This window comes from Amycolatopsis keratiniphila subsp. keratiniphila, from assembly GCF_001620365.2.
GTDB classification, from domain to species: domain Bacteria; phylum Actinomycetota; class Actinomycetes; order Mycobacteriales; family Pseudonocardiaceae; genus Amycolatopsis; species Amycolatopsis keratiniphila.
The window spans coordinates 192,463-212,516 of record NZ_LQMT02000036.1; the positions used below are offsets into that span (position 1 = coordinate 192,463).

Sequence of the window (20,054 nt, forward strand, 5' to 3'; positions counted from 1 at the left end):
GTGCCAAGGGTGCCGGGACCGCGCGGGGTCCCGGCACCCTACGCGAACGTGTAGTCCTCGATGGGGAAGCTCTGCGCCTCCTTGATCGCGTTCAGCGTGGAAGACGGCCGCAGCAGTGTCGCCTCCCCGTGCGGGTTGAAGTAGTAGCTGTTCGCCGGGGCGCAGTTCCCGAGTGTGAAGATCGAGTCGCCGAGGCGCTCGGTCATCCGGTCGAGGAACGCGTCGTTGGCCTCCTTCGTCACCTCGAACTCCGTCGCGCCACGCCGCCGCATCGCGCCGAAGAGCCGGTCCATATGCCGCATCTGGGTCTCGATGGTGGTGAAATAGGACAGTCCCGAGTAGGAATACGGGCTGTTGAGCGAGATGAAGTTGGGGAACTTCGGGATCGCGACGCCCTCGTAGGCCTGGAAACGGTTCTCCCGCCACCACTTCCCGAGATCCCGGCCGCCGCGCCCGATGATCTCGATCGCCGGGAAGTTCGCCTCCCACAGGTCGAATCCGGTCGCCAGCACCAGGACGTCGATATCCCGCCGCCGCCCGTCCGCGGTCTCGATCCCTGCCTTGTCGATCTTCGCGATGGACGTCGTCTCCAGATGCACGTGGTCTTTCGTGAAGGCCGGGTAGTACTCGTTGGAGAACGTCGGGCGCTTGCAGCCGAACGAATAGCGCGGGGTCAGTTCCGCGCGCAGCCCCGGATCCCGCACCTGACGGCGAAGATGCGCCTGGCACCACAGCTTGCCGAGCCGGTTCGCCATCGGCAGCTGCTTGTAGTGCAGCACACCGGAGACCATCATCAGCTCCAGCAGCGCGGTCCCGGTCAGCCGGGCGGCCCGCTGGGTGAACGGCAGCGCGGCGAACGCGCGCCGGACCGCCTTCGGCACCGGGAAGTCCAGTTTGGGGCTCACCCAGATAGGCGTCCGCTGGTACACGGTGAGGTCCCGCGCGACCTTCGCGATCTCGGGGATCAGCTGGACCGCGGTCGCGCCGGTGCCGATCACCGCGACCCGTTTGCCCGCGAGGTCGTACTCGTCGTCCCAGGCGGTGGTGTGGATGACCTTGCCGCCGAAGGTGTCGATCCCGGCGATGTCGGGTTTCTTCGGCTGGGAAAGGAATCCCGTGGCGGTGAGGAGGTACTTGGCGGTGACCGGGTCGCCGTCGGCGAGCGAGACCTTCCAATGCGCGTCCATCTCGTCCCAGACCGCGCCGGTGACCACCGAGCCGAACCGCATGTAGCGCCGCAGCCGGTACTTGTCCGCGACGTGCTCGGCGTACCGCTTGAGTTCCGCGCCTGGCGCGAAGAGCCGCGACCAATGCGGATTCGGTTCGAACGAGTACGAGTAGGTGGCCGACGGGATGTCGACGGCCAGCCCGGGATAGCGGTTCACATGCCAGGTGCCGCCGAGGTCGGACTCGCGTTCGAGGATGAGCAGGTTGTCGTAGCCGAGCCGGTTGAGCTGGATCGCCGCGCCCATCCCGCCGAAACCGGCTCCCACGACGACGGCGTCGTATTGCGTGGTCATGCGTTTTCCTCCCGGTGGGTGTCCTGGTCGAGGCGGGCGCGGTAACCGTCCCGCTCGGGTGAATCGGGGCGCAGGGCCCGGTCGTCCCGCACCAGACGGCGGAACGCGTTGAGCGCCGGTTCGGGGGTCACGGCCGCGAGGGTGGCGAGCGCGCCGACGTACCCGGGCACGGCGATCTCGGCGGCACGCGTGCGGACGGAATCCACCACGGCGTCGGCGATCCGGCCCGGTTTCACCTTCGGGATCGGGCGCATGTCGAGCCCGGAGGCGAGCGCGGTGTCGACCGCCGACGGCAGCACGGCCGAGACGCTCACGCCGTGCGGCGCGTACTCCAGCCGGGTCGCCGCGGTCAGCCCGACGACGGCGAACTTGCTGGCGTTGTAGATCGCCAGCCCTTTCACCGGGAACTTCCCGGCCAGCGAAGCGACGTTGACGATGTGCCCGCGCCCGCGTTCCAGCATGCCCGGCAGGGCCAGCCGCATGCCGTGGACGACGCCGAAGACGTTGACCTCCATGGTCGCCCGGTTCAGCGCGTCGGAGAGGTCGAGGAAGCCGCCGTTCGGCATGATCCCGGCGTTGTTGACGAGCACCGCGAGCGGTCCGTTCGCCTGTTGGGCCTCGCCGAGGAACGCGGCGAACGACGCCGGATCGGCGACGTCCAGATGATGCGCGGTGCCGCCGATGTCGGCGGCGGTCCGCTTCGCGGCTTCGAGGTCGAGGTCGCCGATGGAGACGCGCGCGCCGAGGGCGGCCATACGTTCCGCGGTCGCGCGGCCGATGCCCTGCCCCGCGCCGGTGATCGCCACATGCGCCCCGTCAAGGTCGAGATGCGGGTACTTGGTCATGCGCGTACTCCTTCTCGTTCGAAGGCGTCGGCGACCAGGCCGGGCGCCGTCCTCGTCGCCGTGGCGAGCACGTGCTGCCGGCGCCGTCCGTCCATGAAGTTCGCGCCCATGGCGGCGAGATCGGCGGGCCCCGGCTCGATCCGCACCACCCGGACACCGGCCGCGCGCAGCCGACGCGCCTCGTCGTCGACCCGCTTGGTCATCGCCGTCCGCAGCAGCCGTTCCAGCCGGGCCGCGCCGCGCGCCGGCGCGCCGCCCTCGCTGCTCATCGGCGCGATCAGCACGACCTCGCCGACGTCGTGGCCGAGCAGGAGATCGGCCGAGGTCGGCGACACGGTGCCACCATCGACCAGCGGTCGTCCGTCCACAACGGACGGAGGGAACCAGCCGGGGATCGCCCACGACGCGGCGATCGCCTCACCGAGGCGGGCAGGCGGCGCGTCCGGGGAGCCGAGCGCGATCCGCTTCCCGGTCAGGTCCGCGGCCATCAGCCAGGTCGCGGGATGCGGCACCCAGCCGCCGGGCGCCAGCGCGTCCCCGAGTTCGCGCAGCCAGCTCGCGTCGCCCCTGCCCCGGGGCAGGAGACCCGCGAGACCGGCGAGCGTGTCGACGTCCCGGCGCAGCGCGGCCCGGACCAATCCGGCCGCCGGCCAACGCGGAGACGGCACCGGCGGAAGCCGGCCCGGCACCCGCCGGACGTGCGCGGCGACGACGGCGTCACCGCCGGGCGCGCCCGCCACCGCGTCGAGGATCGCCTTCGCCGGGATGCCCGCCCCGAGCATGGCCACCGCTTCGGCGCCGGCCGACGTGCCGACCAGGATGTCCGCCTCCCGCGGGTCCCAGCCGGCCTTGGTGTGCAGCGCGTCGAGGACGGAGGCCGTCCAGGCGAACCCCAAGGTCCCGCCGCAGCCGAGCACCAGCGCCCTAGCGGAATGACGTGTCATTTCCGGAACGGTATGTCATTTGAACGCGTCAGGCAATAAGCTGGCGGGATGACGACGGAGATCCCGGTCAGCAGGGCCGCACGGAAGAAGCAGGAACTACGGCGCGAGATCGTGGAGACCGCGTTCGACTGCTTCGCCGAGCGGGGCTACCACGCGACCGGGATCGCAGATATCGCCGCCCGGCTGGGCATCGGGCACGGCACCTTCTACCGGTACTTCCAGAACAAGCGGGACATCGTCGACCACGTCATCACGGACCTGGTCGAGAAGGTGGTCGGCGCGCTGGCCGCGGACAACGCGCCGGACGCGGTCAGCAGCCTGGCCGAGTACCGCAAGCAGAGCGCGCGGATCGGCGACGCGCTCGCCCGGATCTTCGGCAGCGACCCGCGGATGGCCCGGTTCCTCCTGCTCGAAGCGGCGGGTATCGACGCCGAGATGCGGGAACGGGTGCTGGACTTCTACGAGACCGCCGCCGAGCTGACCGCGGGCTATCTGCACCACGGCGTCCGCCTCGGGTATCTGCACGAGGACCTGGACGTGGACTCCACCGCCCGCGCGATCAACGGGATGATCCTCGCGTCGATCCTGTCCGAACTGCGCGATCCGTCACCGGAGCGGCAGGCCGCGATGAGCCGGGCGGTCCGCCGGGTGATGTACGACGGGATCGCGACACACCAGTAAGCGGGGTCTGGGCGGTACTGGTGCCACGTTTATGGAACAGGGTCCGGACAGCCGGGTCTAGCGCCCGGAACGCACACCGGCACCGACGAAAACGAACCCTCAGTGATTCCGGAGGGTGTGGCTGGGCGGTTCGCCGAAGGCCGCGCGGTACTGCGCGCTGAACCGGCTGCCGTCCAGGAAACCCCACTTCGCCGCGACACTCGTCACCGTCGTGCCGTCACCGGATGCGGCGGCGCGGAGGTCCGCCCTGGCCAGGTCGAGCCGGACCCGGCGCAGGTAGGCCATGGGCGTGGTGTCCAGATGCCGCCGGAACGCCAGTTGCAGTGCCCGTACCGAGACCCGGCAGGCGCGGGCGATGTCGGCGACCCCGAGGTCGAGGTCCGGATTCGCCTCCAGGAAGGCGACCGCGCGGCGCAGGGTCTCCGGAACGGCGTCCCGGCGGTCACGCGGGCGGTCTTCGCCCGCGCCCGTGGTGAAGGTGTCGAGTGCCATGGCCGCCATCAGCCTGCCCGCCGCGCCGAGCACCAGCGGGCCGTTCTCCACGCCCGGCTCGGTGAACAAGGCGGTCAGATAGTCGACGGTCCGGCACCATCGCCGGGCCTTCCCGGGGCTCACCGGCTCGTAACACAACCGCTCCACCACGGGCGCCGGGTCGATTCCGCCGAACAGCGAGAGGTCGATCCCGGTGATCTGCAGCCGCGTGCCGTGCAGCTCCGTCCGGTACTCGCGGCCGGGATGCGGGCCGGCGAACACGTCTCCCGGACCGAGCCTGCGGTCGCTGATCCCGTCGTCGAGCTCCTGCATCCCGTCCAGCACGCGCAACAGCACCATCCTTCCCAACGGCTGGACGAAGACCTCCGTGGTCAGCGTGTTGTGCAGCGAGTCGAAATGCAGCTCCCCGAGATCACAGCGGTTGTGCTCGAAACGGTAGCCTTCGGCACTGCCGCGGACCCGCAGGCGATTGTCGCGGTAGGTCTCGGCGAGCAGGGCACACGCCTGTTCCGGATCGGTGGTCGCGAATTCCGTCACCCTTGGTTCGTGCACGCCGACCACGCCTCCTTTCCGTTCGCCCGTAACGAAAAGTCCGCCCGGAACGCTACCGCCGCCCGGCGGGCCCCACCAGGGCCCGTCGGTGTCATCCGGCTGGTCGGAATGGCTCACCCGCGCGGCGTGCCCTTGCCGACGATCATCAGTGGCGCGTCGCGGAAGTGGTCGAGCTCCCGCGCGACGATCTCGGCCTCTTCCTCGGTCATGGGATCATCATGAGCGATGATGAGACGAATCGTGACAGCCGCGTACCGGTCCGCGATATGAAGGGACGGCGGTGGACTTCAAGCAGCTCAAGGCGTTGGTGACGGTCGCCGGAGCCGGCAGCGTGACCCACGCGGCCGAGCTGCTGCACCTGGATCACCGGGATCGTCACGGTCGGCCTGCTGGAGAGCACCGCCGAACGGCTCGCCGCGCCGCTGACGACGGACGTGCTGTGCGAGCATCCGGGCGTCGAATTGCGACTGCTCACCGCGTACTCCGGGCATCTTCAGCGGTGGATCGAAGACGGTGACGTCGACGTGAGCCTGCTCTACGACCTGACCAGTACACCGTCGCTCAACGTCCGTCCGCTGGTCCGCGAACGGCTCTGGGCGGTCGCTCCCCCTTCGGCCGGGCTCGATCCCGCACGCCCCGTCCCGTTCGCCGAGGTCGCCGCGCGGCTCCGGTATGCGAACCGGAGATATGGCGGACCGTCGTCCTCGGCACGCCGAGGACAGGACGCGTCACGCCCGCCGTCGATGCCGTCGTCCGGGCGTTGACCCGGCAGATCCACCGGACCGTGCGCGATGGCGAGTGGCCCTCGGCGCGGCTCTGGGAAGACCGAACAGGAGAAGAATGAGCACGCTCCCCCGCACCGGCCACGCCGTCGCCGCCGACGGCACCCGGCTGGCCTACCAGTGGCACGGCACGGGCCGGCCGCTCGTACTGCTGGCCGGGCAGGCGAACGACCACACGTGGTGGGACCGCACCCGCGGGGATTTCCCGAGCACGATCACCATGGACTATCGCGGCACCGGCGCCAGTGACGCACCCGATTCCGCCTACTCCACAACGGGTTTCGCGGACGACGTGATCGCCGTGCTCGACGAACTCGGGGTCGGCGAGGCCGATGTCTACGGCACTTCGATGGGCGGGCGCGTCGCGCAGTGGGTCGCCGCGCGGTATCCCGATCGGGTGCGGCGGCTGGTCCTCGGCTGCACCACGCCGGGCGGCAAGCACGGGGTCGAGCGCTCGAACGACGTGCGGCTGGCCCTGGCTCGGCGTTCCTCGGCAGAGGCCCGCGAGACGCTGACGGACTTGATGTACACGCCCGCCTGGCGCGCGGCCAATCCCGGTCCGTACCGCGTGCTGGGCGCGCACGGTATGCCGCCGCACGCGGTTCGCGGGCATCTCGTCGCGAGCAACACCCACGACGCCTGGGACGTGCTTCCGGAGATCACCGCGCCCACCCTGGTCCTGCACGGCGACGACGACCTGCTCGCACCCGTGGCGAACGCGCCGTTGCTGACGGATCGGATTCCCGGCGCGCGGATGCATCTCTTCGCCGGGGCGCGGCACGCCTACTTCGACGAGTGCCGTCCCGAATCGAGCGACCTGGTGAGCGACTTCCTCGGGTAGACCAGGAGCGAAGGAAACCTGACGGCGCCGCTGCTTTCGATGGCCGTCGTGTTCGCGGTCGGGTTCCTGATGCGCCCGCTCGTCGGCTGGCTCCTGGGCGCGCCGGCCATCGCACTCGCACCCGGCTATTCGTCGATCGGCTTGTAGTTGGTGGGGGGCGGTCCGGCCGTTGCCGGATTTCGGCAAGTCACGCGCGGCCCGGCACGATTGTCGCCGAATTCCGGCAACACAACCGGTGGCCGTTTTCTGGCCACGGCTCAGAGTGGTGTCGGCGTTTGAGTCATGGCGAGGCGAGCTGTCGTAACCCTGCTTCGGGCCTCTCGGGGATTGTTCTCGCCACCGATCGTGGCGCGACTCACGCAAGAACCGAAACCGACTACCGGAACCGCGACATTGTGAGCACCGTAGCCGCTTTTCGGCGACGACACCGCGCGAACACGAACCCACCGTCCGGAACCGACCAGGAAGGAAAACCGCCCTCACAAACCGTCGCCGATTCTCGGCAACCGGTCCCGATGACGCCACTGTCCGCTCCCACCAGCCACGTCGTTCTCGCCATTTTCCGACGACGACTCAGAAAGGTGGCGGCTCCTCAGCGCGGGGGTCATGCAGCGGTGGAGGCGAACTGTCATACCGCTGCCCGGTAGGCGTGGTGATGGTGAGAGTTCCATCGGAATCCAGCCGGTAGTTCCAGCCAGGTTCGTCCTTCAAACGATGGTCACGGCGACACAGATCGATGAGCTCGGTATCGGCGGTGTGGCCGCCGAATTGCCAGGGCAGTGAATGGTCGAGGTCGCAAGCTTGGGCGACGCGGTGGCAGCCGGGTCTTCGGCACTCACGATCCCGCACCCGCACGAACTCACCGAGACCGGCGGTAGGCCGATACCGATTCCGGCCGAGATCGAGAACTTGCCCCGACAACGGATCCGTGATGATCCGCCGCAGCACCGTGTTCGGCCCGCCGGCGATCTCCCGGGCCAACGACGCCGGAATGTGGCCATGCCCCGCCATCTCGGCGGGATCGTCGTTCAGTCCGAGGTAGGTGTTCAAGTCCATGTAAAGGAACACCTCGGATCGTTCACTCTTCCCGCCCTGCCCGCCCAGCAAGAGATCAAGAGCCACATCGGCACGCAACTGATCCAGCGTGCGCGTCTCCCCACCGGCCCGCAGCGCGCGGGCTTCACGGTCGATTCGCGTATACGCGGCAGCCACCTTCTCGACAGGGCCGTCTTCGACTTCGATGGAGGCCACTCCGGTCTCACCGTGACGCACCGTCAAGCGACGTCCGCTGCGGTTCCGTTCGGTACGCCGAGCCGCGCCGTCGCGGTCGGCCATCATCGCCGCGTGACTAGCCGCTTTCCGGATCTGATCGGAGTTCCGGCCCGGCAGTCGGCCCTCCAGAACCGCATCCACCGCGCGGGCGTCGTCGTCGGAGAGCCAGGCAGTGGCCGCAGCGACCTTCATCGCCCCGAAACCACCCACCTTCCCGGCATCCAGGAGACCCAGCGTGCGGGGCAGTCGGGTGGTCAACGCCTCGGAGGTGGAGACCAATCCGGCAGCGTGTCCGTCCACAACGGACAGAGCAAACGCGACCTCCTGCGCCACACTAGGGGCGCCCTCGCGATGCCGGCTCAACCGCCCCAAAGCGCGGAACCGAACAGCCTCCAACCGCGCGATCCCTTCCGACGCCGCAACAGCCGCAGCCACGGCATCGTCGTCTCCCAGCGAATCCAGCGAAGCATTGACCTCCTTCAAAAATTTAGACGAAGTGATTTCCTTGAGTAGCGCCACAGTGGCGTTGAGTGTGTCCACACCCAGAACGTACAACCGACCACCGACAGTTTCTGAAAACGTTGCGATACAACAGAAACAACGCTAATCCACATCAAGCAACCCCTGTGCACCGTTCTCCAGCCGTCGCGCGATCTCCGCCGACCGCGGCAGCATCGTCGCCTCATAAACCCCGACAGCCTCACTCGAACTGGCCGAACCAGCCAGCGCCAGGGAGAGTTCGCAAGCGTCGAGCATGGCCAGGTTGACGCCGACACCCAGCGGCGGCATCAGGTGAGCGGCGTCGCCGAGCAAGGTCACCCACGGCTTGTGCTTCCACGTATGCGGAACGGGCAGTGCGTACAACGGCCGATCGACGTAAGGCCCGTCGTTGTCGGTGATCATCCGCAACAGCGACGGCGACCAGCCGGAGAACGCGTCGAGCAGCCGAGCACGGATCTCCGAGGTGCCGCCACCGGAGACCCAGTCCGCGGGCATTCGCTGGATGATGTAGACCCGGATGTGGTCACCACTGTTGCGCTGAGCGAAAAGGCACCGCTCGCCGTCGGCCGCCATCGCGCTGCCCTGGCCGACGAGTTCGGCGATTTCGGGATGCGCGGTCCGGACATCGTCGAACCATGCCTCCAGGAAGGTGATGCCGGTGTATTCGGGCACGGCCGCCGACACCGCCGGACGGACCCGCGACCACGCGCCGTCGGCGCCGATGATCAGGTCCGTCTCGACCGTCGCGCCATCCGTGAACCGCAGAAGCCCAGGAGCTTCGACACGGTCCAGGGCCCGTCCCCAGTGGACAGTGTCCGGCTTCAGCGAGTCGAGAAGCAGGCCACGCAGCTGACCCCGGTCGATCTCCGGCTTGAACAGCTCCCCCTCGGCCGGGACATGGTGCGCCAATAGCCGTCCGGCGGGATCCAGCTTGCGCATCTCCTGCCCTTCCGGGCGGGCGAGCGCGAAGAACTCGTCGAGGAGGCCGGCTTCGCGCAGGGCCAGCTGTCCGTCATCCACATGGAGGTCGAGGGTGCCGCCCTGGTTTCGAGCACCGGGGTGAGGGTCGCGGTCGTAGACCTTCACTGGAATGCCGTGCTGCTGCAGGATGCGGGCACAGGTCAGGCCACCCGGGCCCGCTCCGATGATGCTGATCGTCATGCAGCCAGAAAAGCAGAACGAGTTAAAAAGTGCAACGAGTCAACTTAGTGACTGCGACAACTCATGCGATAGAGTATGCCCATGGAGACACCGGGACGGCGTGAACGCAAGAAGGCGGCAACCCGCCAGGCACTGGCGGACGCCGCGCTGAGCCTCTTCCTGGAGCACGGCTACGACCAGGTCAGCATCCGTGACATCGCCGAGGCGGCCGACGTCTCGACGACGACGTTGTTCAAGCACTTCCCCGGCAAGGAAGCGCTGGTCTTCGACAAGTCGGAAGACCGCGAGGCACGCCTGGTCGCCGCCGTCCGGGAACGCGAAGAGGGCCAGAGCATCGTCGAGGCGTTGCGCGAATACGTGCTCGCCACCTGGCTTCCGATCACGACGCACCCCCAGTACGCCGAGTTCACCGCGCTGGTGAACGGCACCCCCGCTCTCCAGGAGTACGGCGAGCGCATGTGGACCCGGCACGCCGCGGCCCTCGGCACCGCCATCGCCGAGGAGACCGGCGTCGGCTCCGAAGACGTCGCCTGCCGCGCGCTCGCCCGCTTCGTCCTGGACATCCCGGCACTCACCCGAGGCCGAAAGAATCCGCGAGAGGACGTCGAGAGGATCTTCGATCTCCTCGAACGAGGCTGGCGCTAGTCCTCTTCGGGACGGGAGCCGCGCAGCGAGCCCGGATGCGCCTTGGCGGAGGGGTCCTTGCGGGTCTTGAGCAGGCTCGCCACCGTCACCACGACGAGGATGCCGATGATCACCGACAGACTGACCGGCGTCGAGATCTCCGGCACACGCTCGTCGATGTCCACGTGCGCCCAATGCAGGATCAGCTTGATCCCGATGAAGCCGAGGATCACCGCGAGCCCGGCCGACAGGTACACCAGACGATCGAGCAGGCCCTTCACGAGGAAGTACAGCGCCCGCAGGCCCAGCAGGGCGAACGCGTTGGCCGCGAAGACCAGATACGGCTCATCGGTGACCCCGAAGACCGCGGGGATCGAGTCCAGCGCGAACAGCAGGTCGATCCCGCCGATCGCGAGCAGCACCACCACCAGCGGCGTGCCGACACGCTTTCCCTCCACCCGGGTGGTCAGCTTGCCGCCGTCGTACTCGGTCGAGAGCGGCAGCAGACGGCGCGCGGACCGCACCACCACGTTGTTCTCGACGTCCGGATCCTCGTCCCGATGCCGGAACAGCTGGACGCCGGTGTAGATCAGCAGCAGCCCGAACAGCAGGAACATGAAGGAGAACAAGGAAAGCAGTGTCGCGCCGAGGGCGATGAAGATCGCGCGCATGATCAGCGCGACGACGATGCCGAACGTGAGCACCTTGTGCTGGTGTTCCTCGGGGACCGCGAAGGTGCTCATGATGATCACGAAGACGAAGAGATTGTCGACCGACAGGCTCTTCTCCACGATGTAACCCGCGAAGTACTGCTGCCCGAAGTCGCCACCGTGCGCCAGTGTCAGCCAGACGCCGAACGCCACCGCGACCAGGATGTAGCCGATCGACCAGGCCACCGCCTCGCCGAAGCCGACCTTGTGCGGCCGCACCGCCGCGAGGATGAGATCGAGTGCCAGAAGCCCGAGCACAAGCCCGATCGTGACGATCCAGGTGAGGGCATCGATCTGGAGCATCCGCACCCTGTCTTTCCTTCGACGGCAGGTGAGGATGATCCTAAGTGCGACTCCCCCGGCCCGCATTCGCATGACCGGGCGCCGCGTCCAGCAGCGCGGCGAGCGAGGTCTTGAGCAAGGGGTGGTCCGCGCTCCCCCGCCGGACGGCGGCGAACACCCGGCGCAGCGGCGGTTCACCGCGCAACGGGACGGCGACCGCACCGGGAACGGCGGTGAAGGCGTTGCGTGGCACCAACGCCACGCCTTCGCCGGCGGCGACCAGGGTGGTGATCGCGTGGAAATCGTCGGAGACGTGCCGGATCGCCGGATTGGCGCACACGATCATCAGCACATCACGGCAGGGATTCCCGGGTTTCGGCGCGATCCACTCGTCGTCGGCGAGTTCGTCGATGTCCACTTCGGACGCTCCGGCGAGCCGGTGCGTGGTGGGCAGCACGACGTCGAAGGGCTCCACGTACAGCGGGAACCGGGTGAGCCTGCTTTCATCCGTCCGTGGCGAGAGCCGGTACTCCTCGGTGATCGCCAGGTCGACCTCTCCGTCGAGCAGCAGCGGAATGCTCGCGTGCCCCTCGACGTCCTGCACCTGCATGGTGACCCCGGGCGAACCGGCGCGTAGCGAGGCGATCGCCGGCGCCACGACCATCGTGATCGCGGAGGCGAAACTCGCCAGCCGCACCATGCCCTGGACACCGGAATCGAGCGCGGCGAGCGTGGCCTGCGCCCGTTCCAGTTCGGCGGCGACGGCGTTGGCGTGCACCACCATCAATTCACCCGCCGGGGTCAGGGAGACCCGCCTGCCCCGGCGGCGGAGCAGCTGCTGGCCGCACTCGGCTTCGAGGGCGGCCAGCTGCTGCGAGACCGCGGACGGCGTCAGGTGCAGCGCCTGACCCGCCGCCGTCACGGTGCCGTGGTCGGCGAGGGCACGCAGCACGCGCAGCCGTCGCGGATCGATCATTCGTCCATCATGGACCTTGCCGTCACGAACGCGTCGACGGCCCGGTTGACGTCGTCGGTCGAGTGCGCGGCCGACATCTGCGTCCGGATCCGGGCCTTACCGTGCGGCACCACCGGGTACGAGAAACCGATCACGTAGATGCCCTGGTCGAGCAGCAGATCCGCCATCTTGCCCGCCTTGGCGGCATCGCCGATCATCACCGGGATGATGGGGTGCTCACCCGGAAGCAGGTCGAAGCCCGCTTCGGTCATCCGGCGCCGGAACAGCTCGGTGTTGGCGCGCAGCTTGCTCAGCAGATCGCTGGAGGAGTCCAGCAGTTCAAGCGTGGCGAGCGCGGCCGCGGTGATCGACGGCGCCAGCGAGTTCGAGAACAGGTACGGCCGCGAGCGCTGCCGCAGCATCTCGACGATCTCCGCGCGGCCCGAGGTGTAGCCGCCGCTCGCGCCGCCCAGCGCCTTGCCGAGGGTGCCGGTCAGCACGTCGACCTTGTCCTGCACGCCGAACAGCTCGGGCGTACCGCGGCCGGTCGGGCCGGTGAAGCCGACGGCGTGCGAGTCGTCCACCATCACCAGCGCGTCGTAACGCTCGGCCAGCTCGCAGATCTCGTCGAGCGGCGCGAGGTAGCCGTCCATCGAGAACACGCCGTCGGTGGCGATCATCCGGTACCGCGCGCCGGACGCCTCCTTCAGCCTGGCCTCCAGATCCGCGACGTCACGGTTGCGGTAGCGCATCCGCTTCGCCTTGCAGAGCCGGACGCCGTCGATGATCGACGCGTGGTTGAGCTCGTCGGAGATGATGACGTCCTGATCCGTCAGCAGCGTCTCGAACAGCCCGGCGTTGGCGTCGAAACAGGAGCTGTAGAGGATCGTGTCCTCCGTGCCGAGGAACTCCGACAGCTTCGCCTCGAGTTCCTTGTGCGGCTGCTGGGTCCCGCAGATGAACCGCACCGACGCCATGCCGAAGCCCCAGCGGTCCAGCGCCTCTTGCGCGGCCTTGATCAGCTTGGGGTGGTCGGCGAGGCCGAGGTAGTTGTTGGCGCAGAAGTTGAGGACGTCGCCGTCGCCGACGCTGACCGAAGCCCGTTGCGGCCCCTGGATCACCCGCTCGCCCTTGTACAGTCCGGCTTCCCGGATCTCGGCGAGCCCGGCCTTGAGGTCGTCGCGCATCGCGCCATACATCAGTTCTCCGTCCAGTCCAGAATGACCTTGCCGCAGCGACCTTCCCTGGCCGTCGCGAACGCCTTCTCGTATTCGGTGTAGCCGAACCGGTGGGTGATCACCGGCGAGATGTCCAGACCGGCCTGCAGCAGGACGGACATCGAGTACCACGTCTCGAACATCTCGCGCCCGTAGATGCCCTTGAGCTGGATCATCTTGAGCACCACGGACGCGACGTCGACCGACACGTCGGAAGCGGGGAGGCCGAGCAGCGCGATGCGCCCGCCGTGGGACATGTTCGCGATCATGTCGCGCAGTGCCTCGGGCCGCCCGCTCATCTCCATGCCGACGTCGAAGCCCTCGGCCATGCCGAGCCGCTCCTGCGCGTCGGCGATGGTCGCGGAGGAGACGTCCAGCGCGAGGTCGACGCCGACCTTGCGGGCCAGTTCGAGGCGGTGCTCGCTGACATCGGTGACGACGACGTTGCGCGCGCCCGCGTGCCGCGCGATGGCGGCGGCCATGATGCCGATCGGGCCGGCGCCGGTGACCAGCACGTCCTCGCCGATGACGGGGAAGGACAGCGCGGTGTGCACGGCGTTGCCGAGCGGATCGAAGATCGCGGCGATGTCGAGGTCGACCTTGGTGCGGTGCACCCAGGCGTTCATCTCGGGCAGGACGGCGTACTGCGCGAAGGCACCGTCGGTGTGCACGCCGAGGCCCTTGGTCCTGGCGCACAGGTGACGCCGCCCGGCCTTGCAGTTGCGGCAGCTTCCGCAGACGAGGTGTCCCTCGCCGCTGACGAGGTCGCCCACCTTGACCGTGGTCACCGAACGGCCGATCTCGACCACCTCGCCGACGAACTCGTGGCCGATGACCAGCGGCGCGGCGATGGTGCGCGCCGCCCAGTCGTCCCAGGAGTCGATGTGCAGATCGGTACCGCAGATCCCGGCGCGCAGCACGCGGACGGCGACGTCGCCGGGGCCGACGGCGGGGTCCGGAACGTCGGTGAGTTCCAGCCCGGGTGCTCGGTCGGCTTTGACCAATGCCTTCATGGCGCGAAGTCTGGCCCGCCCGTGCTGTTCAGTCCATCGCGAGTTTCTGAAATCCCTCGTTAGCGTGTCTTCACAAGGAGCCGGGGACCCGGGCCATCACGAAGTCCGGGCGTGGGATCACTTCGAAGCCGATCGATTCGTAGAGCCGGATGGCCGAGGTGTTCGTCGCCGCCGCGTGCATCATCGGGTGTTCGCCGCGTGCCCGGATCCCCGCCGCCACCGCGCGGATGAGCCGGGTCGCCAGTCCCTGGCCGCGATACGCCGGGTCGGTGCAGACGGCGCTGATCTCGGTCCAGCCGGGCGGGTGCATCCGCTCCCCCGCCATCGCGATCAGCTCGCCGTCGCGCCGGATTCCCAGATATGTCCCCAATTCGATGGTCCGCTTCCGGAACGGGCCCGGTTTGGTCCGCTCGACGAGCTCGAGCATCTCCGGGACGTCGTCGGGTCCCAGCACGACCGCTTCGGGATCTTCGGCGGCTTCGAGCGCGACGTCGACCAGCCGGACTCCGGCGATCCTGCCGAGGACCTCCCAGTCGGCGGGGACGGGCAGCGCGTTGTGGACGGTGACCGTCTGACCGGGCCCCGCCAGCGCGGCGACATCCGCCCACACGCCGTCGTCCGGCTCCGGCGGCAGGGCGAAGAACGGCGCGACGTCCACCTGGTAGCGCAGGACCTGGCCGGAGCGCTCCGCGAAGTGGGCGTGCGGGCCGGTCAGCGAAGCCCACGCGGGGTCGTCGAAAGGGGTGGCCATGATCGCTCCGACACCCGCTGGCCGGCTTTCATTCCCGCTCCCACATCCTGAGCGCTCAGCCGCCCGGCACGAGCAGCGGCGAATGCGGGTCGAGCTCGACCCCGCGTTCCCGGAGCGTGTCGTCGATGACCCGCCAGATCCACCGCACCAGCTGGCTCGCGAGCTCCGGTAGTTCGAGTCCGCCCGGATTCTCCAGCCAGCGCGCGGCACTCGTGTCGACGAGGCCGACCAGCCCGAAGGCCAGCGGTTCGGCGATCCGGCCGTCGAGGTCGAAGGTGTCGAGGTAGTGCTCGAACAGCACGGAGAGCTGCCGGGCGATCGCCGTCCTGACGTCGGTGATGGCGTCGCCGCCGCGGCGCCCGGCTTGCGAGTGCCTGGCGAGATAGCGGTAGAGGTTCCCGTGTTCGGCGAGCCAGCCGGTGTGCGCGCCCACCGCGATGGTGATCAGCTGCATCGGCGTCCCGCTCGGGTCCCACAGCGGCGCCAGTTCGGCGGTGATGAGGCGGACGGCGCGGTCGGCGATCGAACGCTGCAGGTCGGCGGCGTCGTCGAAATGCTTGTACACCCGGGTTCTCGCCACCCCAGCCTCGTCGGCGATCTGTTCGGTGGAGACCTCCGGACCGTGCTCGGCGATCGCGCGCAGCGCCGCGTCGACGAATTCCCGTCGGCGGCGCTCCCGCTGTCCCGCCCAGCGCGCCGCCCGGCCATCCGGCCGCGGCGCGTCGGCTTCAGGCGTCATCCCCCGGAGTTTATCCGGGGCCCGGTTACCGGTACACTGCCGTACCCGTTACTTCGGGAGACCGCGATGAGGACTGACGTCGACGACACCACAGCGGACGCCACGCTGCTCGACGCCTTCCGCGCCGGTGACATCGCCGCCGGCGAGGCACTTTTCCGGCGGCACGCCGAGCCGCTCCGCCGGATCGCCGCGGGCTGGGTCGCCGACCCCGCCGAGCGGGACGACCTCGTGGCCGAAGCCTTCGTGCGGGTCCTGAGCGTCATCCGCGACGGCGGCGGGCCCCGCGAAAACCTCCGTCCCTATCTCGCGGTCACCATCCGGAATCTCGCGGCCAAGTGGAGCCATCACCACAAACGGGTCGAGCTGTACGGCACGACCCCGGCGGTCGAAGAGGCCGCCGGAGTCGTGGGTACGGAAGAACTCGTCATCCTCCGGTCGAACGCCCGGCTGGCATGGACCGCGTACTGCGCGCTGCCCGGCCGCTGGCGGACCGTGCTGTGGCGGACCGAAGCCGAGGGCGACTCCCCGAAGGTGGTGGCGCCGCTGCTGGGTGTGTCGCCCAACGGCGCCTCCGTCCTCGCCTTGCGGGCCCGCGAAGGACTGCGCCAGGCCTTCCTGCAGGCGCAGGTCCCCGAGACGGGAACGCCGTGCTGCCAGGAAGCGCGGCGCCGGATGGGCGCGTGGTTGCGCGGCGGCGTGCCGGGCCGCCGCGCGGATCTGATCGCCGCGCATCTGGCGGACTGCGAACCCTGCCGGACCGTCGCTGGCCGGCTCGACGAGGTCAACCGCGAGATGCCGCCGGGCGTCCGCGCCGTCCCCGCCTGAGATCAGCCGGGTACCGGAGCGGCCTCACCCGCGATCCTCAGCGCCTCCACCAGTTCCCGGTACAGCGTGTCGGTGGCGAGCAGGTGCTCGTGGCTTCCGCTCGCCCGGACGCGGCCCTCCTCCATCACCACGATCGTGTCCGCGTCGATCACGGTGGACAGCCGGTGCGCCACGGTGACCACGGCACCCTCGCGGGCCAGCCGCCGGATGCAGTCGTGGATCGCGCTCTCGGTCCGGCCGTCGACCTGCGCGGTCGCCTCGTCCAGCAGCACCACGTCCGGCGTGCGCAGGATCGCCCTTGCCAGCGCGATCCGCTGGCGTTCCCCGCCCGACACCGAGGTCGACGAAAGCGGCGTGTCCAGTCCGTCTTCGAGTGCGGCGATCTTGTCGCTCAGCCGGACTTCGGCGAGCGCACGCCGCACCTCTTCCTCGGTCGCGTCCGGATGGGTGAAGAGCAGGTTCTCCCGGATCGTCCCCGGCACGATCGGCGTCTCCTGCTCGACGTAGGCCAGCCGGGACCGCACGTCCGCGTACGGCAGATCCGCGTACTCGCGTCCGTCCAGCAGCAGTGCACCCGACTCCGGCCGCACGAACCGCATGATCAGCGACAGCATCGTGGTCTTGCCCGCGCCGGACGGCCCGACGATCGCGGTGTGCCCGCGCCTCGGGATCGCCAGCGAAACGTCGCGCAGCGCCGGGTCGCCGCCGTAACCCGCGGTCACGCCGCGCAGTTCGAGCACCGGACCGTCGTGGGCACCCGTGGACGCCGCCCTCGCGGGCGCCTGGTCCTCTTCGACCTCCAGCGCGTCCATCTCCCGGATCCGCCCGGCCGCGGCGATCCCCGCCTGCAGCGCGGTCATGTTCTGGCTCAGTTCGGTGATCGGCTCCATCAGCGCGAACGCGTACAGCAGGAACGCGATGAGGCTCGACACCTCGAGCAGGCCCGCGCCGACGCGCCAGGCGCCGAGACCCAGGATCACCAACGTCGCGGCCTGGATACCCGTCCAGGCCACCACCCAGGCGACGGCTTCCCGCCGCACCGCGCGAACGCCGTGCGCCGTGGCGGCTTCCGCGTCGACCAGGATGCGGTCGGCCTGCCGGGTTTCGGCCCGGCTGGCCTTCACCGTGCGGATCGCCCGCAACGCGCCCTCGAGGACGCCGCCGAGCCTGCCGACCCGATCCTGCGCCTTCTCCTGTTCCTTCGCGATGGCGGGCATGAGCCAGGTGAACAACGCGATCACCACGAGCACGGCCGCCACCGTCGTCGCCAGCAGCACCAGGTCGAGCACGCTCATCAACACCAGCGTGCCGACGAGCATCACCACGCCGTTGATCAGGCCGATCACGCTGGACGACGCCGCCTCGCGCAACAGCACCGTGTCCGAGGTGACGCGGGTGACCAGTTCTCCCGTCGGCCGTTTCGTGATCGCCGGGATCGTCGCGCGGAAGAACCGCCGCACCATGGATTCCCTGGCCTTCAGCACCACCCGCTCGCCGACCGTGCCGAGCAGGATCCACTGCACCAGCCAGATCACCGCGCCGACCACCATCAGGCCGAGCAGCGCCAGCACGGGGCCGGCCAGCGACGCCGACGAGCCCAGCGAGTCCAGCACCCATTTCGTGACCATGGGCGTGGCGAGACCGGTCGCCGAACCGAGCAGGGCGAGTACCAGGCCGATCGCGAGTGCCCCCTTGTGCGGCCGTGCGAACGACCACAGCACCTTCAATCGTGGAGTCTTCATGGTTCCTAATGGAACACGCGTGTTCTAAAATCGTCAACCGAGTTCCATATCGGGAGCGAGGTACGGTACCGCCATGAGTGAGGGTGTGGTCACCGAGACGGGTGTCCGGGCGAGGACCCGGCGCGCGATCCTGGACGCGGCCATCGAGACGTTGACCAAGCAACCGAGCGCCACGCTGGCGGATATCGCGGCGGCGGCGAACGTCGGGCGCACCACGGTGCACCGGTACTTCGCGGAGCGATCGGACCTGATCGACGCCATCAGCCACGACGCCCTCGACAAGATCTCCCAGAGCACCGAACGGGCCCGGCCCGACGACGGTCCGGCACCGGAAGCGCTGGCGAGGCTGTGCCAGGAGTACTTCGAACACGGCGACATCTTCCAGCTGCTGTTCACCATGCCGGACCTGGTGACCAGGCCCGAATGGACGGAGGAGAGCGACGACGACCGCCGCCTGCTGCGGCTCGTCGAACGCGGGCACGCCGAGGGCTCGATCGATCCGGCGATGACGAAGGAATGGCTGCTGCAACTGCTCTGGAGCCTGCTCTACACCGCCTGGGAGCTCACACGGGAGAAGACGCCGAAGCACGAGGCCCTCACCTTGTGCCTGCGCAGCCTGGAAAAGATCATCGCGGTCGGCTGAAGTCCTCCGAAGTGATGACGCGGACTCGCGCCGCTTCGAAGATCCTGGCCCGGTGACAGAAAAGACCGGCACCCGCCCGGGTGCCGCCTGGGGAATCCTCTTCGGCGGGCTCGCGGTGTTCGTGGCCGCCCCCGTACTGCTGCTGGCCACCGGGCACGACGCGATCAAACCGTCCGCGGATACGGCCAAGGAGCTTTCCCTCGCGGGCGCCCTGGTCCCCGCGCTGGCCGGGATCCTGCTGATCCACGGGATCCCGCTCCACGCGCCAAAACTGCTCCCCGAGGTCACCGACCGGCGCGGACTGGGCAGACAGGCGACGGCATTGGCGCTCATCGCCTTCCTGTGGCCGTTGGCGTTGTACCTGCTTTCGGCGGCGGGACAGCAGGCGCTGGTCCGCGATGTCTGGGCACTCGCCAAGCCGCTGGTGTTCCTGGCGCTGCCGTTGATTCTGCTCCGGGCCTTGCCCGCGCGGGATTCCTTCCGGCTCACGTGGCGGCCCCGGGAGACCTGGCGATGGCTCGCGCCGATCCCGGCGGTGCTCGTATTCGGCTGGCTCTACGTCCTCGGCCCGCTCGCACCGCCGCTTCCCACTGCGGAGGACTACCCGGACCCGGTGTACCTGGCGATCGGCGCGACGCTGACCTTCTTCACCGCGAACGTCCTCGAAGAGGTCTTCTTCCGCGGCATGCTGCAGACCCGACTGGAGGCGCTTTTCGGGCGGTGGCCCGGAATCCTGCTGTCGGCGCTGCTGTTCGCGTGGCTGCACCTGCCGACGCACGGACAGGGCTCACTGCCGCTCACCCTGGGCGCGATCGTGGCCTTCCAAGGGTTCTTCGGCCTGTTCACCGGCTACCTGTGGTCGCGCTACCGCAACCTGTGGGCGCCGATCGCCGCGCACACCGCGATGAACACGCTGCCGCTGCTGCTGATGTGACGCGCCGGCGGGTCGTGAGTGGCGATTC

General features: G+C 69.0%; 20 protein-coding genes and 1 pseudogene. 8 read left to right on the forward strand and 13 right to left on the reverse strand.

The genetic code is table 11. From position 1 onward, the window contains the following. Positions 1 to 38: 38 nt before the first annotated feature. From AVR91_RS33800 to AVR91_RS33810, 3 genes are read right to left on the reverse strand one after another with little or no spacing between them, the layout of a single operon-like run. The gene (locus AVR91_RS33800) at positions 39 to 1,520 is read right to left on the reverse strand and encodes a flavin-containing monooxygenase (RefSeq protein WP_063276881.1); all 1,482 of its coding nucleotides are present in this window, start codon (positions 1,518 to 1,520) and stop codon (positions 39 to 41) included. Further along, positions 1,517 to 2,365 carry an SDR family oxidoreductase gene (locus tag AVR91_RS33805; RefSeq protein ID WP_063276882.1) on the reverse strand — a complete coding sequence of 283 codons (849 nt, stop codon included), beginning with the start codon at positions 2,363 to 2,365 and terminating at the stop codon, positions 1,517 to 1,519. The genes AVR91_RS33800 and AVR91_RS33805 overlap by 4 nt, the downstream gene beginning before the upstream one ends. Then, positions 2,362 to 3,309: a patatin-like phospholipase family protein gene (locus AVR91_RS33810; protein ID WP_228709415.1), complete on the reverse strand. Its 948-nt coding sequence runs from the start codon at positions 3,307 to 3,309 to the stop codon at positions 2,362 to 2,364. Before AVR91_RS33810 ends, AVR91_RS33805 begins: the two co-directional genes overlap by 4 nt. 48 nt (positions 3,310 to 3,357) lie before the next feature. Here AVR91_RS33810 and AVR91_RS33815 point away from each other — a divergent pair, with 48 nt between their 5' ends. Then, positions 3,358 to 3,990 (forward strand): TetR/AcrR family transcriptional regulator, encoded by a 633-nt coding sequence (locus AVR91_RS33815; RefSeq protein WP_063276884.1) that lies wholly within the window; start codon positions 3,358 to 3,360, stop codon positions 3,988 to 3,990. A 99-nt stretch (positions 3,991 to 4,089) separates the two neighbouring features. Here AVR91_RS33815 and AVR91_RS33820 read toward each other — a convergent pair whose 3' ends face one another. After that, the gene (locus AVR91_RS33820) at positions 4,090 to 5,034 is read right to left on the reverse strand and encodes a helix-turn-helix transcriptional regulator (protein WP_063276935.1); all 945 of its coding nucleotides are present in this window, start codon (positions 5,032 to 5,034) and stop codon (positions 4,090 to 4,092) included. 422 nt (positions 5,035 to 5,456) lie between these two features. Here AVR91_RS33820 and AVR91_RS33825 point away from each other — a divergent pair, with 422 nt between their 5' ends. From AVR91_RS33825 to AVR91_RS44555, 3 genes and pseudogenes are all read left to right on the forward strand, one after another. Further along, positions 5,457 to 5,798 carry a LysR substrate-binding domain-containing protein gene (locus tag AVR91_RS33825; protein ID WP_245394646.1) on the forward strand — a complete coding sequence of 114 codons (342 nt, stop codon included), beginning with the start codon at positions 5,457 to 5,459 and terminating at the stop codon, positions 5,796 to 5,798. Positions 5,799 to 5,874: 76 nt separating this feature from the next. Further along, a complete protein-coding gene (locus AVR91_RS33830; RefSeq protein ID WP_063276885.1) occupies positions 5,875 to 6,657 on the forward strand; it encodes an alpha/beta fold hydrolase in 783 nt (260 codons plus the stop codon). 9 nt (positions 6,658 to 6,666) lie between these two features. Then, a pseudogene (locus AVR91_RS44555) lies at positions 6,667 to 6,801 on the forward strand (alpha-ketoglutarate transporter); the annotation flags it as partial. A 429-nt stretch (positions 6,802 to 7,230) separates the two neighbouring features. On the opposite strand, the gene AVR91_RS33835 reads toward AVR91_RS44555, so the two are convergent. Further along, positions 7,231 to 8,469 (reverse strand): HNH endonuclease signature motif containing protein, encoded by a 1,239-nt coding sequence (locus tag AVR91_RS33835; protein WP_228709416.1) that lies wholly within the window; start codon positions 8,467 to 8,469, stop codon positions 7,231 to 7,233. A 63-nt stretch (positions 8,470 to 8,532) separates the two neighbouring features. Further along, complete coding sequence (locus tag AVR91_RS33840; protein ID WP_063276886.1) at positions 8,533 to 9,591, reverse strand: FAD-dependent oxidoreductase; 1,059 nt, start codon at positions 9,589 to 9,591, stop codon at positions 8,533 to 8,535. Positions 9,592 to 9,672: 81 nt separating this feature from the next. Here AVR91_RS33840 and AVR91_RS33845 point away from each other — a divergent pair, with 81 nt between their 5' ends. Further along, the gene (locus AVR91_RS33845) at positions 9,673 to 10,236 is read left to right on the forward strand and encodes a TetR/AcrR family transcriptional regulator (protein WP_083737822.1); all 564 of its coding nucleotides are present in this window, start codon (positions 9,673 to 9,675) and stop codon (positions 10,234 to 10,236) included. On the opposite strand, the gene AVR91_RS33850 is transcribed toward AVR91_RS33845, so the two are convergent. From AVR91_RS33850 to AVR91_RS33875, 6 genes are all read right to left on the reverse strand, one after another. Next, a complete protein-coding gene (locus AVR91_RS33850; RefSeq protein WP_063276936.1) occupies positions 10,233 to 11,228 on the reverse strand; it encodes a TerC/Alx family metal homeostasis membrane protein in 996 nt (331 codons plus the stop codon). The two genes, AVR91_RS33845 and AVR91_RS33850, sit on opposite strands and share 4 nt — an antisense overlap. A gap of 40 nt (positions 11,229 to 11,268) precedes the next feature. After that, a complete protein-coding gene (locus AVR91_RS33855) occupies positions 11,269 to 12,183 on the reverse strand; it encodes a LysR family transcriptional regulator (protein ID WP_063276888.1) in 915 nt (304 codons plus the stop codon). Continuing rightward, positions 12,180 to 13,361 carry a glycine C-acetyltransferase gene (locus AVR91_RS33860; RefSeq protein WP_063276889.1) on the reverse strand — a complete coding sequence of 394 codons (1,182 nt, stop codon included), beginning with the start codon at positions 13,359 to 13,361 and terminating at the stop codon, positions 12,180 to 12,182. The genes AVR91_RS33855 and AVR91_RS33860 overlap by 4 nt, the downstream gene beginning before the upstream one ends. Continuing rightward, a complete protein-coding gene (tdh, locus tag AVR91_RS33865) occupies positions 13,361 to 14,392 on the reverse strand; it encodes an L-threonine 3-dehydrogenase (RefSeq protein ID WP_063276890.1) in 1,032 nt (343 codons plus the stop codon). Before tdh ends, AVR91_RS33860 begins: the two co-directional genes overlap by 1 nt. A 70-nt stretch (positions 14,393 to 14,462) precedes the next feature. After that, a complete protein-coding gene (locus AVR91_RS33870) occupies positions 14,463 to 15,143 on the reverse strand; it encodes a GNAT family N-acetyltransferase (RefSeq protein WP_063276891.1) in 681 nt (226 codons plus the stop codon). A 55-nt stretch (positions 15,144 to 15,198) separates the two neighbouring features. Then, entirely contained in the window at positions 15,199 to 15,882 is a 684-nt protein-coding gene (locus AVR91_RS33875; RefSeq protein ID WP_063276892.1) for a TetR/AcrR family transcriptional regulator, read from the reverse strand. 66 nt (positions 15,883 to 15,948) lie between these two features. Between AVR91_RS33875 and AVR91_RS33880 the strand changes: the two genes are divergently transcribed. After that, positions 15,949 to 16,707 (forward strand): sigma-70 family RNA polymerase sigma factor, encoded by a 759-nt coding sequence (locus tag AVR91_RS33880; RefSeq protein WP_063276893.1) that lies wholly within the window; start codon positions 15,949 to 15,951, stop codon positions 16,705 to 16,707. A 2-nt stretch (positions 16,708 to 16,709) separates the two neighbouring features. Here the strand turns inward: AVR91_RS33880 and AVR91_RS33885 are convergent, their stop codons facing one another. Continuing rightward, positions 16,710 to 18,449, reverse strand: a complete 1,740-nt coding sequence (locus tag AVR91_RS33885) for an ABC transporter ATP-binding protein (protein ID WP_228709417.1) — start codon at positions 18,447 to 18,449, stop codon at positions 16,710 to 16,712. A 73-nt stretch (positions 18,450 to 18,522) separates the two neighbouring features. Here AVR91_RS33885 and AVR91_RS33890 point away from each other — a divergent pair, with 73 nt between their 5' ends. Both AVR91_RS33890 and AVR91_RS33895 read left to right on the forward strand, forming a co-directional pair. Continuing rightward, positions 18,523 to 19,092 carry a TetR/AcrR family transcriptional regulator gene (locus tag AVR91_RS33890; RefSeq protein ID WP_063276895.1) on the forward strand — a complete coding sequence of 190 codons (570 nt, stop codon included), beginning with the start codon at positions 18,523 to 18,525 and terminating at the stop codon, positions 19,090 to 19,092. 52 nt (positions 19,093 to 19,144) lie between these two features. Beyond that, positions 19,145 to 20,026 (forward strand): CPBP family intramembrane glutamic endopeptidase, encoded by an 882-nt coding sequence (locus tag AVR91_RS33895; protein ID WP_063276896.1) that lies wholly within the window; start codon positions 19,145 to 19,147, stop codon positions 20,024 to 20,026. Positions 20,027 to 20,054 lie beyond the last annotated feature (28 nt).